This window comes from Paracoccus cavernae (genome assembly GCF_042430175.1).
Classification (GTDB): Bacteria; Pseudomonadota; Alphaproteobacteria; order Rhodobacterales; family Rhodobacteraceae; genus Paracoccus; species Paracoccus cavernae.
On sequence record NZ_JBHMDZ010000048.1, the window covers coordinates 229938 to 245550 of the forward strand.

Annotated in this window: 12 protein-coding genes and 1 pseudogene; 6 read left to right on the forward strand and 7 right to left on the reverse strand. The window is 61.1% G+C overall.

The genetic code is table 11. From position 1 onward, the window contains the following. Positions 1–5: 5 nt before the first annotated feature. From ACFFUC_RS17745 to ACFFUC_RS17770, 6 genes are all read right to left on the reverse strand, one after another. A complete protein-coding gene (locus ACFFUC_RS17745) occupies positions 6–1235 on the reverse strand; it encodes a metal-dependent hydrolase family protein (protein WP_377688250.1) in 1230 nt (409 codons plus the stop codon). Further along, positions 1235–2179, reverse strand: coding sequence for a succinylglutamate desuccinylase/aspartoacylase family protein (locus ACFFUC_RS17750; RefSeq protein WP_377688251.1), 945 nt, complete (start codon positions 2177–2179; stop codon positions 1235–1237). The genes ACFFUC_RS17745 and ACFFUC_RS17750 overlap by 1 nt, the downstream gene beginning before the upstream one ends. A 15-nt stretch (positions 2180–2194) precedes the next feature. Continuing rightward, complete coding sequence (locus ACFFUC_RS17755) at positions 2195–3046, reverse strand: ABC transporter permease (protein WP_377688252.1); 852 nt, start codon at positions 3044–3046, stop codon at positions 2195–2197. Then, positions 3046–4026 (reverse strand): ABC transporter permease, encoded by a 981-nt coding sequence (locus ACFFUC_RS17760; RefSeq protein WP_377688253.1) that lies wholly within the window; start codon positions 4024–4026, stop codon positions 3046–3048. Before ACFFUC_RS17760 ends, ACFFUC_RS17755 begins: the two co-directional genes overlap by 1 nt. 133 nt (positions 4027–4159) lie before the next feature. Continuing rightward, positions 4160–5692, reverse strand: coding sequence for an ABC transporter substrate-binding protein (locus ACFFUC_RS17765; protein ID WP_377688254.1), 1533 nt, complete (start codon positions 5690–5692; stop codon positions 4160–4162). Between the two features lie 51 nt (positions 5693–5743). Then, on the reverse strand, positions 5744–6730 hold the full coding sequence (locus ACFFUC_RS17770) for a GntR family transcriptional regulator (RefSeq protein WP_377688255.1): 987 nt from the start codon (positions 6728–6730) through the stop codon (positions 5744–5746). Between the two features lie 224 nt (positions 6731–6954). Here ACFFUC_RS17770 and ACFFUC_RS17775 point away from each other — a divergent pair, with 224 nt between their 5' ends. After that, positions 6955–7920 (forward strand): aldo/keto reductase, encoded by a 966-nt coding sequence (locus tag ACFFUC_RS17775; RefSeq protein WP_377688256.1) that lies wholly within the window; start codon positions 6955–6957, stop codon positions 7918–7920. Then, positions 7920–9080, forward strand: a complete 1161-nt coding sequence (locus ACFFUC_RS17780) for a hypothetical protein (RefSeq protein WP_377688257.1) — start codon at positions 7920–7922, stop codon at positions 9078–9080. The genes ACFFUC_RS17775 and ACFFUC_RS17780 overlap by 1 nt, the downstream gene beginning before the upstream one ends. Positions 9081–9926: 846 nt before the next feature. Here ACFFUC_RS17780 and ACFFUC_RS17785 read toward each other — a convergent pair. Beyond that, positions 9927–11477 (reverse strand): SGNH/GDSL hydrolase family protein, encoded by a 1551-nt coding sequence (locus ACFFUC_RS17785; protein WP_377688258.1) that lies wholly within the window; start codon positions 11475–11477, stop codon positions 9927–9929. A gap of 215 nt (positions 11478–11692) precedes the next feature. On the opposite strand from ACFFUC_RS17785, the gene ACFFUC_RS17790 reads away from it, so the two are divergent. From ACFFUC_RS17790 to ACFFUC_RS17805, 4 genes and pseudogenes are all read left to right on the forward strand, one after another. Continuing rightward, positions 11693–12703 carry a glycosyltransferase gene (locus tag ACFFUC_RS17790; protein WP_377688259.1) on the forward strand — a complete coding sequence of 337 codons (1011 nt, stop codon included), beginning with the start codon at positions 11693–11695 and terminating at the stop codon, positions 12701–12703. After that, positions 12675–14024, forward strand: coding sequence for a glycosyltransferase family 2 protein (locus ACFFUC_RS17795; RefSeq protein ID WP_377688260.1), 1350 nt, complete (start codon positions 12675–12677; stop codon positions 14022–14024). The genes ACFFUC_RS17790 and ACFFUC_RS17795 overlap by 29 nt, the downstream gene beginning before the upstream one ends. Then, positions 14024–14956 carry a glycosyltransferase family 2 protein gene (locus ACFFUC_RS17800; RefSeq protein ID WP_377688261.1) on the forward strand — a complete coding sequence of 311 codons (933 nt, stop codon included), beginning with the start codon at positions 14024–14026 and terminating at the stop codon, positions 14954–14956. Before ACFFUC_RS17795 ends, ACFFUC_RS17800 begins: the two co-directional genes overlap by 1 nt. A 4-nt stretch (positions 14957–14960) precedes the next feature. Further along, positions 14961–15068 (forward strand): annotated as a pseudogene (locus ACFFUC_RS17805) (IS5/IS1182 family transposase); the annotation flags it as partial. Positions 15069–15613 lie beyond the last annotated feature (545 nt).

The following is a 15613-nucleotide window of genomic DNA, read 5'->3' on the forward strand; positions in this document are numbered from 1 at the left end:
TCCGGTTAGCTTAGCTGATTTTTCGCAAAGCGCCCGCGCGCCATGATCACGGGCATCTTTGCGCCGTTTGCGGCAAGACAAAGGATGTCCTCCAGCGGATTGCCGTCGACGACGATCAGATCGGCGCACAGACCCGCTTCGATCCTGCCGGTTTCAGCGTCAAGGCCGCACAGCTTTGCGCCGATGACGGTGGCCGAGCGGATGATCTCGGCCGGGGTCAGAACCTTTGCCAAAAGCTCGAATTCCATGCCGTGATATTTGCGCAGATCCCCCAGCAAATCCGAGCCGAAAGCCATCAAAAGGCCCGCATCGCGCATCACCTGCAGCGATTTCAGCCCGCCCTGACGCACGACCTCGATCTTGGCAAATTCGGCGGGGCCCAGCCCCAAGGCCTCGCCCTCGATCGCCAGCGCATCATAGGCAACCAGCGTCGGCACCGCGATACAGCCCTGCGCGGCGGCAAGGGCTGCGGTCTCGGGCTCGATCAGGTTGCAATGTTCCAGCGAATGGACGCCCAGCTCGACGCAGCGCCGGATCGCGCGGTCGGTATAGACATGGGCCGAGACATAAAGCCCCGCATTTTCCGCCTCTTCGACCATCGCAAGGATTTCATCGCGCGAATATTGGATCGAATGGATCGGGTCATTGGGCGACGAGACCCCGCCATTGGCCATGACCTTGATGAATTTGGCCCCCTCTTTGATCATGGTGCGGCAGGCGGCGCGGATATTGTCGACCCCGTCCACGATCATCCCCATCGAGCCAAGGCGGTCCGACATCATATCGGGGCGCCCATCGGTGAGACCGCGCAGATCGGCATGCCCGCCCGTCGTGGTCAGGCCCTTGCCGCAAATGACCAGACGCGGCCCCGCGATCAGCCCCTCTTCGACGCCGCGCACAAGGCCAAGATCGGCCCCGCCCAGATCGCGCAACGTGGTGAAGCCGCGCTGAAGCGTCTCTTCCATCACCCGCGCCGAGCGCAGCGCGGAAAGCGAGGAAGGCGCGGTCACATTCGACCAAAGATCAAGGCTTTGCGCGGTGACATGGACATGGCAATCGATCAGGCCGGGCATCAGGGTCCGGCCCTGAAGATCGATGATGCGCGTGCCCGCCTCGCGCGGCAGCCCCGTGCCGGTGGCGATGATACGTTCGCCCTCGACCAGCACTTCTTGCGTGCTCAGCGCGCCTGCGACCGGGTCAAGAACCCGGCCATTGGTGAAAAGGACGCGTTCCATCAATCGGTGGCCCCGTCCATATTGCCGACCATGAAGCCGTAATCGCCTGCATTGACCAGATTGCGCGTCAGATGCTGCATGATCATCACGCCGTTCTTGAAGGGCGATTTGATTTCTTCGAGCACCTCGAACGTATAGGGCGAGACGACCCGCCCCAGCAACTGATCGCCCGAGATCATCTCGCCATTTGCGGGGCACAGGGGTTCAAGCCAGCCACCGCGGGTCGGGCGGATACCGGCCAGCTCGGTCACGACGATCTGTTTGGAATTGGGCGCAACCTCGCCCTCAATGACGCCGCGCACGCGCAGCATGTTCAAGATCCCGTCCAGCGTGCGCTGGCAATATGGCCCCTGATCGACAATGCCGCCGCCCAGTTCGATCACGATCGAGGAAATGCCGCGGGTCTCGATGGTCACGGCCTTGGTCGTGCCCGCAAAAACCGTGCCCTGCTTGTCGGTGACGGGGCGATAAAGCAGCGTCGAGCCAAAGGCGCGCGACAGCTCTTCGTCGTTCTCGATATAGACGTAATCGACGGTCGGGCGGTCTGTGCCCGAATGCAGGTCGATATGGACATCGATCTTATTAAAGAATTCCTGCACCAAAGCATGGGCCAATTGCTGGCTATAGGTGCCGTTGGGATTGCCGGGGAACTGGCGGTTCAGGTCCAGCTCGTCGATCGTCGAGAAGCGGTGATTGACCGCGAAAGCATAGGGGTTCACCACCGGCAGCAAGATGATGCGGCCCTTCAGCGGCATGTCCTTGAGCACGCGGTAAAGGTCCAGGATGACCTGCGAGCCGGTATTTTCGTTGCCGTGGATCGCGGCCGAGATGCCGATGGTCGGGCCGTCGCTTTCCCCCACCAGCTCGTGCATGATCAGCGTGGCATCATTGCCATCGGCCATGGTGGTGAATTTCGGGCGCAGGATATTGATGGTTTTTACCATGATGTCAGTCCTTTGTTATTTGGATTTGCTGCCGCCACGCGACAGTTGGCGGGGGTCAAGCACATCGCGCAGACCATCGCCGAGAAGGTTGAAGCCCAGCACCGTGACCATGATCGTCGACCCCGAGATGATCGACAGCCACGGCTCGTCGCGGATGAAGCGGGTGCCGTAAGACAGCGTCCAGCCCCAGGTCGGCGCCGGCGGCGGCAGGCCGAAGCCCAGAAAGCTGAGCGCGGATTCCGACAAGATCGCCGTCCCCAACCCGATCGAGACGAGCACGATGATCGGACCAAGCGCATTGGGCAGGATCTCGCGAAACAGGATGCGCGCATGGCTGGCGCCGATGGATTGGGCGGCCTGCACATAGACCTGCTCGCGCAAGACCAGCGTCGTGGCGCGCACCACCCGCGCATATTCCGTCCAGGCCACGACGATGATCGCGACCGAGACATTCATGATCCCGGGCCCCAGCGCCGCAACGATGGCCAGCGCCAGAACGATCGCGGGAAAGCCCAGAAAGATATCGGTGATCCGCATCAGGATCAGATCGACCCAGCCGCCGAAATAGCCCGCGATCAGCCCGACCGCGACGCCGATCAGCGCCGAAATCGTCACCGCCGTCAGCGCAATCGTCAGCGAGATCCGCGCCCCGAACACCAGCCGCGACCACAGATCACGCCCGAAATTGTCCGTGCCCAGCCAATGCTGCCAGCTTGGCCCGGAAAAGCGGTTGGTCATATCCATCTTCTCGATCGGATGGGTCGCGACCAGCGGTGCGAAAATCGCCAGCAAGATGATGGTGATCGTGATCAGCGCGCCGATCATCAACGAGGCATTGCGCAGTTTCTTTGGAACTCGGAATGCCATCAGCCCAGCCTCACGCGCGGGTCGACGACGGCGTAAAGCAGATCGACGACAAGATTGACCAAAGCGAAAATGATGGCGAAGGTCAGGACAATGCCTTGAATAAGCGGGAAATCACGCTGCGAGATTGCAGCGACCGTCAGCTGGCCAAGGCCCGGCCAAGCAAAGATCGTCTCGGTCATGACCGCGCCGCCCAAAAGCGCGCCAAAGCGCAGCCCGATCACCGACAAGACCGGCATCAGCGCGTTGCGCAGGGCGTGGCGATAGATCACCCGCGCCCGCGGCACGCCTTTGGCGGTGGCGGTGCGCACGAAATCCTCGCGCAGGATCTCCAGCATCGAGCTGCGCACCAGCCGCGAGATGATCGCCGCAGAATTCAGCGCCAAGGCCAAGGCAGGCAGCGCCAGATGGCCAAGGGAATCCCACAAAACGCCGGGTTTACCGCCCAAAAGCGCCATGAGGGCCTCGGGCAAGGGCACGCCGCGCCCGATGGCGGGCAGCCAGCCCAGCTTGACCGAAAAGCCCAGCATCAGCAAAAGCCCCAGCCAGTAAACCGGCATCGAGACGCCAATCTGCGCAAACAGCATCGCCAGCGTATCGATCAGACTGCCCTGGCGGACCGCCGCAATCACCCCCAGCGTGACCCCGATCAGCGTGGCGATGATCAGCGCCACCACCGCCAGCTCGATCGTGGCCCCCAGCCGCTCGCCGATGACGGTGGCGACGGGCTGGTTTTGGAACCATGACTGGCCCATATCGCCGTGCAAAAGCGCCCAAGTGTAGTCCCAAAGTCGGACATACCACGGGTTATCAAGCCCCATCTGGCCGCGCAGCGTCGCAATCGCCTCGGGGGTGGCCTCCTGACCCAAAAGGACGGCGGCCGGATCGCCGGGGATGATCAGCAGCAGCGCGAAGGTCACGACGACCATGCCCGCAGCCATCGGGATCATCAGCAGCAATCGTTGGATAAGATAGTTCAGCATGCGCCTTGCCCTCACGCAATCCGAGGAGGTCATGCGAAAGCCGCCCTCGCCGCGCCCTTGCCGCGTCAGGGCAGGACCGTCAGATCGGCTTTCGCAAAGAAATGGGCGGGTCCGGTTGACCGGACCCAAGGGGTCAGTCGTTCAGACCGATCAGGCCGCGCATATATCCGCGCGGGGTCGCCTGAACCGTGACGGGCAGATCCTTGGCGTGAAACAGCTGATAGCCCTGCGCCGAGACGATGTAATAGGGCAGATCCTGCGCCAGAATCTTGGCCGCACCCTGATAGGCCTCGGCCCTTTTGCCGCGGTCCAGATTTTCGCGGCCGGCATTCAGTAAGGCGTCAACCTCGGGGTTGGAATAGCCGCCCCAGTTGTTGCTGCCGCCGGTGGACAGGGTCGAGTAAAGCAGCCGGTCGGGATCAACGATATTGAGCCAGCCCAAAAGCGCGATCTGATGCTCGCCCTTTTGCACGTAATTTGTCGAGAAGGTCGCCCAATCATTGATCTTGGGCACGGCCTTGATACCGGCCGTCTCGAAGACCGCCTGCATATATTCCAGCGTCTGCACGCGGTTGGGGTCCTCGCTATGGGTGGCGATCACCACCTCAAGGGGCTTGCCGTCCTTATCCAAAATACCGTCGCTGTTGGTATCGCTCCAGCCCAGATCGTTGAAGGCCTTGACCGCGCCCTCGACATCGAAAGTCGGCTGCGAGATCGTGCTGTCATAGGCCCAAGACGAGGGCAGCAGCACCGAATGGGTGACCTCGTCGACGCCTTGATAGATGTCGCACACGATCGTGTCCTGATCGATCAACATGCCGAAGGCGCGCCGCATCGCCGGATCCGAGAGCAGCGCATCCTTGGTGTTGAAGTTCACATAAGTGACCCCAAGCCCCGGCATGGCGACATTGCCAAAGCGCGCATCGGCGGCAAGGCGTTGAATATCCTGCGGCGAGAGCGGCGATTGAATCACGTCCAGATCGCCCGCCTCAAAAGCCTGCGCGCGGGCCGAGTTGTCGCCGATCACTTTCAGCGTCAGATCCGTGACCGTCGGCGCGCCGCGCCAGAATTTGTCATTGGCGGTCAGAACGATCTCGCTACCGCGCGACCATTTCACCAGCTTCATCGGCCCCGCCCCGACCGGATTCAGCGCCAGATCGGTGCCGCTTTCGGCCAGTGCCTTGGGCATGATCCCCAGATCTAGATAGCTCAGAAGCGGGGCAAAGGGCGCCTCGAGCGTGAATTTCACCGTTCTCGCATCCAGCGCCTCGACCTTGGTGATGGGCGAGTAAAGCGCGCGCGAGGGGGCCGCCAATTCGGGATCGAGCAGCGATTGATAGGTAAAAACCACATCATCGGCGGTCAGGGGTGCGCCATCCGAAAAGACCAGCCCCTCGCGCAGGTGGAAAATATAGGTGGTCGGGTCCGGCGTCTCCCAGCTTTCGGCCAGATCGGGCACCGGTTCCAGCGCGGGGGTCAGATGGACCAGCCCCGAATAGATCAGATCGGCCACGCGCGCGGCGGTCACATCGCGGGTCAGGCGCGGGTCAAGCGTTCCGGCATCCACATCCGATCCGACGGTAATGGCGGTCTGGGCAAGGGCCGTCTGGCCCTGAATGGCGGTGAAAGCCAAAGCAAGCGAGGCGGACAACAAAAGCTTCTTCATGAACGCGGTCCTTTTGGCAGGAATGAGCGAGGCAGGGGCAGCGGGGTGGCGTTAGGGTGACTCAGGCAGATCCAGCCGGATCTGGGCCAGTTTCGGCGCGAGGATCGTATCCAGCCCTCCGGGATCGGGCGCATGGCGGAACTCGAAACATGGGGTCGAGGGGCGCACCATCGCCGCGATATGATCGGCGCCGGTCGCATAGATCACGGCATCGCTTTCGGCGATATCGGCGGCCAGCGTCTCGGACGAGGACCAGGTGACGTTGATCGCGCTGACATGGGGGGCAAATTCGCGTATGCTCGGCCGCATGATCGCGATGTAATCCTTGAGATAGGTCACGCCCAGAACCTTGGCGCGCGGGTCCAGTCCGGCCAGCTCTTGACGGGTCTTTTGCGAGGGGATCAGGCGCAGGCCGAGGACCTGCTCGCTCTGGGTCAGGCGACGGGCATCCGCCTCGCGATGGGCGAAGGTCAGGATCAGATCCGCGTCGCGGCAGGCTTGCAATGCGGGGCCAGGTTGGCTGATTTCATCGAAGGTCAGCAAGGTAACATCGTCGCCCGGCGCCAGATAGGGCTGGATCTGGCGGACGTAATCGCTGCCCGCCTCGGGAAAAATGCAGATAAAGGCGATTTTCAGCGCGCGGTGGCTGAGCTGCATCGCCGATTGGGCATTGATCATCGACACTAGCGCCATGGTCGACAGATTGATCTCGGCCGCGCGCTGAAGCAGTCGCGCGATATCCTCATGCAAAAGCGCCATCGCCGAGGGCTTCGAGCCTTCGATCACCGGCGGGCGAGCGGCATAGGCCCCGCTGCCCTGACGCATCTCGATCAGGCCGCTGTCGCGCAGCTGGTGATAGACCTGCACCACCGTCATCGGCGCAATCCCCAGATCCGCCGCCAGCTTGCGCACCGAAGGCAGCCGCTCGCCATAAGCAAAGCCGCCAAAGGCCAGCATATAGCTGAGCAACCCGTGCAGCTGCGTACCGACCGGAACGGGAAGGTTTTTATCAATGCTATGGGCGTCGAGTGTGAACATGTGTTCTAGTCGAATATAACATTGCTGCGCTGGCAAGCACTTTCTTCAGCTCTGGTGATTTTTGGTCAAAGTCTAAGAGAAAAGTCGTAATTGTGCGCTATTTCAGCTGATTATGGTTACACTTTGATCCTTTTTGGGGCCTCTTGGCTAAATCGGATTGCTCGAATCACCGAAATGCCGCGATCCGGGCGATCATATTCAGATCAAACTCAAACGGTGTTATTATGGACTATGTCAATTTGGGGCGGACCGGGCTGAAGGTCTCGCGGTTGTCATTGGGCTGCATGACCTTCGGCTCGCCCAGCTGGGCACCCTGGGTGCTGGGCGCGGACGACGCGCATCCGATCATCCTCAAGGCATTGGATCTGGGGATAAATTTCTTCGACACTGCCGATATGTATTCGGGCGGCGCCAGCGAAGAGGTGCTGGGCGCGGCGCTGGCCCATGTGCCGCGCCACAAACTGGTGCTGGCCTCCAAACTCTATAACCCGATGAGCGCCGATCCCAATGATCGCGGCCTCTCGCGCAAGCATATCTTCTCGGCGGTTGATGCCAGCCTCAAGCGCTTGGGCACGGATTACATCGACCTTTATCAGCTGCACCGCTTCGATTACGAAACCCCGCTTGAAGAAACGCTGGATGCGCTCAATGATGTCGTGCGTGCGGGCAAGGTGCGCTATCTGGGCGCCTCGTCGATGTTTGCCTGGCAGTTCATGAAGGCGCTGGGGATGCAGCGCGCCAATGGCTGGGCGCCTTTCGTGTCGATGCAGCCCCATTACAACCTGATCTACCGCGAGGAAGAGCGCGAGATGCTGCCGATGTGCCGCAGCGAGGGCATAGGCGTCATCCCCTGGAGCCCCCTTGCCCGTGGCCGTCTGGCCGGTCGCTCGGGCACCACGCGCGATCAGACCGACAAGACCGCGAACGCGCTTTACGACCGCAGCGCCGCCCAGGACGATGCCGTGGCCGATGCCGTGCGCAAGGTCGCCGCGCGCCACGGCGTGCCGATGGCGCAGATCGCCTATGCCTGGGTCGCCAGCCGCCCCGGCATCACCGCGCCGATCGTGGGCATTTCCAAGCTGCACCAATTCGATGATGCCATTGCCGCGCTGGATATTCGCCTGAGCGAGGAAGATGTCGCCCAGATGGAGGCCCCCTATCACGCCAAAGCCGTCGCGGGGCATGTGTGATGGATCTCGGGCGTGAACTTGCCGCAATCACGGCGGGGCTCGATCTGCTTTACCGCGAGCAAAATCGCGGGGCGGGCTTTCTGAATGCCGAGGGGTTGATCCCGGTCTCGGTCGCGCCGGTCACCCCCAAGGCCTTGCGGAACTATGATCAGGCCGAGGCCGCGATCATGGGTTTTCGCGACGGTCTGGGTCGGGCCGAGACCGCGCTGCGCCGCGATTGGCTGGACGAGATGTCGGATTCGCTTCTGGCGCTGATCGCGACCTTTCGCGGCGATCCGATCAGCTTTGGCGACAGGCTGGAACGCCAGATCCGCGTTTCTGAAAAAGACATCCCCGATGACATCATCGCAACCTATCACGCCCAGATCCGCGCCGCGCTGGACGAGCTGGGCTATCGGGGCGGCACGCTGATCGAGGATTTCACCCGATGGGAGGCCAAGGCGCGGCTGCCGAAATCGGATGTGCTGGCGGTTCTGGGCGATTACCAAAAGCAGGCCCGAGCCCGTTGCGCGCAGATGATGTTCGATCTCAGCGAGGAATGGATGGTGCCGGTCGGGCGCAGCGACGTGCCCTTCTCGGCCTATTGCGACTATCTTGGCCGCGAGATGCTGCTGAACCTCGACTTTCCCTATACCGCCTTCAGCCTGAAGCATCTGGCGACGCATGAGGCCTTTCCGGGCCATCTTGTTCACCTTCGGCTGCGCGAAATCGCGGTTGATGCGGGCGATATGGCGCTGGATGGGGCGCAGGTCGTGACCAGCTCGGCCAGCTCGGCGCTGTTCGAGGGGATTGCCGATAATGGTCTGCAATTTCTCGACTGGATCGAGACCCCCGAGGATCATCTCGGGCTGGCCATCCAGCGCCTGCGCAGCGCCCTGCGCTGTCGCGCGGTCTGGCGGAGCCATGGTCTGGGCCAGTCGCTGGAGGCCGTCGTCCCCGAGATCGCGGCCCAGTCGCTGCAATCGCCCGAGACCACCGCGCGTCGCCTTGCCTTTGTCCATCACGACCTGCGCGCGCCCTTTATCCACGCCTATTGGTGCGGTGAAATGGCGGTGGATCGGGTCTGGCAAAAGATCCAGCCGGATCAGCGCAAAGAGTTCTGGGCCTATCTTTACGGCAATATGCACACGCCGACGACGCTAGGTCGCCATTGGGGCTAGGGGACATCGCCTTAAAACTGCGGAGCTTTCGGAACAATGCCATGCCTTGCGGGACATCAAGGGTTTGAACCCCAGCCCGCCAAAACGCAAACGAGGCTCTTTCATATCGGCGCCGTCCTGAAGACCGCAAACCGGATGAAGCGGTTTGTTCCCCCGACCCGTCCTTCAAACGATGCAGGCGCAACGCATCGCCGCAACAGGATCTCGTTTCCGGCGGGTCCCGTCTGATTGGGGCCACCAGCCTCCATCCCGTCACTTGCGGACATGTTTGTGGCGTCGATGCCGGTATATGATTACGCGATCCATCACGGCCATGAAAATTGGGCCACTCCCTGATCCTTGGTCAGATTTCCGACCGATCATCCCGCGCCTAGCCGGCCGGCCCACGGCTTGGGCTTTCGTGACAAGAAAATCGTTGGCGACGCTCTCAGTCATTGGCCTCGATCCTCGATCTTGGCATGCAGTGACCGGACCGTCTCCCCGTCCACCTCCGCAACAGGCCTTCTGCCGCCGCGCTCGAAGATATCAGGAGCTCCGTCGAGCAGCGAGCCGCGCCATTACCCTCGGACCAATGGCGGACAATGGCTCGAACCATTGATAGATCATCGCCGGATGCTCGCCGTATTCGCCCGCCAGCTCAGGCGCCACGCGCGCCTTGAAGCCCGCGTCATGGTTCCTGCGCTTCTTCCTGCTCTGGTCTCCCCGTCCTTGGAGACCAGAAAGCGCCAGATCGGAGCTTCCGTCACTGTCCGGTTTTCGGAGAGTAGCTCACCCATCACGCCAGAAGCCTGAAATCAACGGGTCCCGACACTAACCAAAGGGAGAATTGCTCCCAGTGACGCTCGTTTAATCCGGATCGAAGAAATAGGCCCCGAAGCGGCGAAGATCATGCGGTGTCAGGGCATGCGGTTCGGCCTCGAACACGGCCATTCGGCCGATGAGCCGCACGGGACGCAGCAATTCCTCGACCACGCGATAGTGGTCGCGGTCGCGGTAGTCATCGAACAGCACGGTGGTCGGCCGCGTGATGTTCATCAGCGTCGCCACAAAGCAGCCGACGCGGAAACGGCCATCGACCAGCACCAGATCGGGCGGCAACAGATCCGCCCTTTCCCAGACCGATGTCGGATAATGGATGAAGCTCCGCCAGCGCTGCCGGTCGGTCGGACGCCCCCACGGCCCCGTCGGTCCAACGTCGACGGGATGAAGGTGAACGGTCCCCGCATGATCCATCGCATCAAGCGCGGCCTGCAGGTCCATGGCCCATTGCGCATCGCTTTCGACCGAGAATGTCGTGGTCCCCGCCTGACGCGCCGCCAGAACAGTGCTCCCGCCCGAGCCGTATTCCAAAATCACGCCGGCCTTGGCGTAAAGCTCGGTGATTGCGGCGGCCTCTTGCGGGGGGAAGGTCAGCTCCGGAGGGGTCGGGACCGCCGATGGATCCTTTGCTTGGTCGCCGCCCTCGCAGCGCACCACGAAACCCAAAAGCTCGGCCGTAACATCCTCGGCCTTCTGGAGAAACACCTCCACAACCCCGTCCTGCGGTGCAACGGCAGGAGAGACCTGCCGGACGGTCGCAACAAGGTCATGTTTTCGGAAGTAGTGCGAGCGTACGTTGACGGCCACTTTCGTGTTGCCGGCGACAATAAGGCTGCCAAATGAATGGCCGGCATTATAGGCCGCGCCGCAAAGCTGTTCGCCTTCGTTCAGTTGAAGCGCAAGCTTTTGGCCAACGACAATCTTGACGCCGTCCACCTCCATCAACGAGGTGGACCGTTTGCTTATGGGCAAATCCAGATCCGCGGCGCGGATCAGGCGAAACCGCACGGCGGGGCCCAAAGCGGCGGCCGCGGCGCTCGCGCCGGTTGCAGGCCGGCAGGCCGCGATGATCCGGGGCGCAAGACGCGCGGAAACCTCGGGCAAAAGGTGAAGATCGTCCTTGAACAGATCGGCGGCCGGCACGCCGTCGGTCTCTGCCGTGGCGCGCACAAAGGCATATCCGTCCACCAGCGCCAAGCCGACCGCATCCGCGACCGCGCGATAGACCCCCAGCGCCTGATCCCCCACATCAAGATGCAGACGATTGGGCATGCAAAGGAAAACGGGCACACAACCTGCCCGAAGCGCGGCTTTGCAGACCCAAAGCAGATTCTCGCGGATCTCGTCGGGCCGCAACAACCCCCATTCCAGAAAGGCCCCGTCATTTACCGAGGCATCCAGAACCACATAATCATATTCGCTGAAGATCACATCCGCACCGACATAGGGCAGCATGACCGACGTTGACCCACCGGGGCCGATCCGCTCCAACCTGCTCACATCCGGATGGTTGCGCAAAGCGTCGACGTAACCATTCTTCAGGATCGAGTTGGATGTACCAAAAACAAGAAGCCGCATTCACTATCCTCGACAGCTCACCCTTTCGTAATCGCGCGAAAAAGCAAGGTTTGTCCAGTCTTTATAGACCATTGGCAGACGGTGATCAGACCAAGGGCTGCCACCTTGCACCTGCGACATCGCCCTGACGCAATCTTTCTTTCTCCGCTCCGTCATACTTGTGCTCTACACGGTCCGAACTATGATGGCAGGGCAAACGGACATAGGGTACAGGTTTGATAGACTTATCAATTGTCGTTCCGATTTTTAACGTCCAGGACTACCTTGAGGCGTGTTTGGCCAGCGTTGAGGCCGCGCTTCTGCCCGCATTCACCGCCGAAGTGCTGTGCATCGATGACGGCAGCACCGACAGCTCCGGACAGATCGCGCAATCCTTCGCGACGCGGGACAGCCGTTTCCGCGTCATCACGCAGGTGAATGGCGGATACGGCAAGGCGATCAACACCGGTATGCGCGCCGCCCGCGGGCGGTTCGTGACGATCGTCGAATCCGACGACGTGATCTTGCCGCAGGCCTATCCAGCCTTGCTGGCGTTGCTGGAACGCGACGAGACGCTGGATTTCGTCAAGACCCCCTACCAGCCCTTCACGGTCGACGGCCCCCGCCCTCAAATGTCGGTGCCTCCTCACCGCAAGACCGCCGCCGCCCTGCTCGAGCAGCCCGCCGGATCGGTGCGGCCGGGGACTTTCCTTGACGACCGCCTGATTTTCGAGCCCCCCGCCATCTGGGCCGGCGTCTATCGCCGCGACACGTTGTTACGGTACGACATCACCCTGCCCGAGACCCCGGGCGCGGGCTATCAGGACACCTGTTTCTCGGCGATGTGCTTTCTGAACGGCATGACCTATCACTGGGTCGACGACAGATATTACATGTACCGCGTGGACCGCGAGACGGCCTCGCGCCATGTCCGCAACCGCAGCAGCGAAATTGTCGAGCTGTTCCGCTTCATCCGCAACAATCTCGAACAAAACGGCAAGTTCGGGGATGCGGCCAGCCCCTATTTCCACGCCGCCTATTTCCGCCGTCTGATCTGGTTCATGCAACGAGTCCGCGTCGAACACCGCTTTACCCTTTTCATCGAGGCCTATCGCGATTTTGAAGACGTCTGGGAAAACAAAGCCCTTCTAAGATCGACAAAGGCCCTTTTGCCGGGTGCCGAAGCGGATCAATTCGAGCAATTCTGGCAAGGACGCCATGCAAGACTTTATGCTGCCCGACACTGACAGTCCGGAAACCGGCCGATCCACTCTTTCGGTCGTCATTCCGTCCCATAATCCCGAGGCTCTGTTCTTCATCGAGATCGGCAAGCTGCTGTCGGACCATCCCGATTGGCAGGTGATCGTTGTCGATGACGGCTCGGACCGAGAGCTTCGCGGTTTTCTTCCCGAGGCCCCCAATCTGACCGTGCTGCGCAATGCGACCGCGCAAGGCGCCGGCACCAGCCGCAATATCGGCCTGCGGGCGGTAACGGGGGATTATACGCTCTTTCTGGACGACGACGATTTCATGGATTGGGATGTCGTCATCGAATTGATGCGCAAAATGGACGAGGCCCCCGCCGTTGATATGGCCGTGTCGTCCTACCGCTTTTTGCGCGAGGGCAAGGTGGTGCCGGCCCATCGCAAGGATCAGGATATCCTGCGGAAAATCCTGCATGGCCAGCACAGCCGCGTCGTGATGCTGGACGGGAACGAGTCTCTGCTGCGGATGACGAATTATCCGTGGAACAAGCTGTTTCGGACCTCGTTCCTTCGCCGCATCGGCCTGCGTTTTTCGGATACGATGGTGCAGAACGATGTGTTCGCCCATTGGCAGTCTCTTTTGGGCGCGACCCGCATTCTGGTGACCGATCTGGTACAATGCACACAGACCGTTTCGCGTGCCGGCGCGCGGATCAGCAACACCTGGGACAGCCGCCGCCTTCACGCCTTTACCGCTTTGCGCGAGACCTTCGACTTGGTGCAGCGCAGCCGGCTGCCGCAGGTGGAGACGGCTTTTTGGGCGTTTTACTGCGATCTGGTCCAATGGATGATCGGCAGCGTTTCCCCCGAAACCCGCGGAAAGCTGATGCAAGAGCACATCCGCCTTGCCGGCATCGCGCCACGCAACATGGCGCGGATGGAAACCGATACCGGCATCAAATACTGGAGCTTGTGGGATATGAACCACCTTGAAGAGACGATCCCGACCCCGGACGAGGCCGCCGGCAAGCCGTGGACGCAGGCGGATCTGGACATTTGGCTGACCGAGATTTCGCGGCTGAAAAGGCTCTCGACCGAGCTTCGCGGAGAAAACGGGCGCCTGCGCCACGATCTCAGGGAAAAAGACGATCGCATCAAGGTTCTCAACCGCGAGGTCGCCTCGGATCGCGCCGATCTTGAACGGGTCCGCCATGATAGCGCGGCCCGCAACGCAAGCCTTGAAGCCGCGCATCGGGAAAACTCGGCGCTTCGCCACCAATTGAATTCCAAGGCTGCACGTTGGGCTTTCGCGCTGCGCAAAGCCTTCCGGAGCGTCATTCCCGGGCGCAGGCGGACCCAGTGATGACCTACGAGGAAATCGCGGCGTTCCGCACGCTGATCGAACAGGTCGAGCGCAAAGGCCCGCATGCCGCGCAACTTTACGCCTACGAGACGGAATACCTTGCCGCGCCGGAAGGTATCAGCGTCATCGTGCCGGTTCACAACGGTGCCGACGAGATGGTCGAGCTGATGATTTCTCTGGCTAACCAAAGCCTTGAACGCAGCCGGTTCGAGGTGATTTTCGCCCTCAACGGCTGCTCGGACGCAAGCCGCGCCGTGGTTGACCGCTTTGCGGCCACCAGCGGCGTCGATACCGTGATCATCGAAAGCGAGAACCCCAGCGTGGCCCAGGCCCGCAACGAGGCCTTGCATCTTGCTCGGTTCAGACAGGCGACATTCGTCGATCACGACGACCATCTGTCACGCGCCTATCTTGAGGAATGCGTAAGCTTGTCCGATTACCGCTCGGTCATCGTCTCGAACATCATCAAGCTGGAAAACGGCGCTCTTGCCGAGGATTACGCGCAAACAGTTGTGGCCAGAGGCTTTGAATCCTCCCATATCCACGGCCCCGACGATATTGCGCTGTGTTTCCGCGTCTATACGCTGAACGCGATCAAAACCGCCCCGACCTATATGCTGCGCCGCATCGATTACGACCCCAATCTTGCCCATAGCGAGGATGTCAATTTTTGGCGCGACCTGTTCCACCGTTTCACGCCGATCACGATCAAATCGCCGACGCGTCGGGATATGTATTTCCGGAAAGTGATCTCGCATTCGCTAAGCCGCAAACACACCGATTTTTACGACAAGGCCAAGCCGCGTTTCCACATCCTTGACCGGATCGCGCAGGATGCAGATCTGTACTCTTGCGACTCGCCCCAGCGAAAATTCGATCTCCAGCTGAAAGAGCTGATCATGGAGACCCTCGCCAATCTCGGACGCGATTAACGCGAGCCCTAAGCAAAAGCGTATCACGGTGCCGACCTCGAACCGCCGTGGGCCGGATCCGCTGAACCTGCTGATGGACAGTACCGGGATCAAATTCTTCGGCGATTGCGAATAGTTTGAATGTAATAACCCCGCGGAAGCCGTTCAGGTTGCCGCACTCGATCGCCTGCGCAAGAGAAGATGCCTTGCACAATGGGCGGCAACCACAGAAGTTGCTCCCCATGGCGCAAGCCAACCAGTCCAGCATTGACCGCCACGCACCCAAATCCGCCTCGGCATTGGCTTTGGTCGTTCCTCCGCAGATGGGAACCGGATGGGCTGAAGCGATGCTTGATGTCGGCACATACCCCGCTTGCGCAAGTGGTTTGTGGACTCGTTTGAGCGGTGATCAGCTGCGAACATGTGTAAGGCCTAGAGACGAAGATCGCCGGGCTCTTCCTGGCCATCGAAGGCGGCATGTATCACTCGTCGATGAAGACAAAGATGGCTGAACTGGAGAGCCGGACAAGCTCCAGATTGTTGATTTCCGTCGAGACGTGACCCGGTAGACGGGATAATTTTCATTGAGAATTGCCCCATGTGACCCTTCTCCCAACGCAGCGAGCGACGGGGGACCGAGGAGTGATCCACATGGGACTTTTGAATGTCATCCGGCGG

Excerpts from the sequence above, each read along its gene's own strand:
- ACFFUC_RS17745 (WP_377688250.1), bottom strand. The coding sequence starts at position 1,235 with ATGGAACGCGTCCTTTTCACCAATGGCCGGGTTCTTGACCCGGTCGCA.
- ACFFUC_RS17760 (WP_377688253.1), bottom strand. The coding sequence starts at position 4,026 with ATGCTGAACTATCTTATCCAACGATTGCTGCTGATGATCCCGATGGCT.
- ACFFUC_RS17800 (WP_377688261.1), top strand. The coding sequence starts at position 14,024 with ATGACCTACGAGGAAATCGCGGCGTTCCGCACGCTGATCGAACAGGTC.
- ACFFUC_RS17770 (WP_377688255.1), bottom strand. The coding sequence starts at position 6,730 with ATGTTCACACTCGACGCCCATAGCATTGATAAAAACCTTCCCGTTCCG.
- ACFFUC_RS17755 (WP_377688252.1), bottom strand. The coding sequence starts at position 3,046 with ATGGCATTCCGAGTTCCAAAGAAACTGCGCAATGCCTCGTTGATGATC.
- ACFFUC_RS17785 (WP_377688258.1), bottom strand. The coding sequence starts at position 11,477 with ATGCGGCTTCTTGTTTTTGGTACATCCAACTCGATCCTGAAGAATGGT.
- ACFFUC_RS17750 (WP_377688251.1), bottom strand. The coding sequence starts at position 2,179 with ATGGTAAAAACCATCAATATCCTGCGCCCGAAATTCACCACCATGGCC.
- ACFFUC_RS17775 (WP_377688256.1), top strand. The coding sequence starts at position 6,955 with ATGGACTATGTCAATTTGGGGCGGACCGGGCTGAAGGTCTCGCGGTTG.
- ACFFUC_RS17780 (WP_377688257.1), top strand. The coding sequence starts at position 7,920 with ATGGATCTCGGGCGTGAACTTGCCGCAATCACGGCGGGGCTCGATCTG.
- ACFFUC_RS17765 (WP_377688254.1), bottom strand. The coding sequence starts at position 5,692 with ATGAAGAAGCTTTTGTTGTCCGCCTCGCTTGCTTTGGCTTTCACCGCC.
- ACFFUC_RS17795 (WP_377688260.1), top strand. The coding sequence starts at position 12,675 with ATGCAAGACTTTATGCTGCCCGACACTGACAGTCCGGAAACCGGCCGA.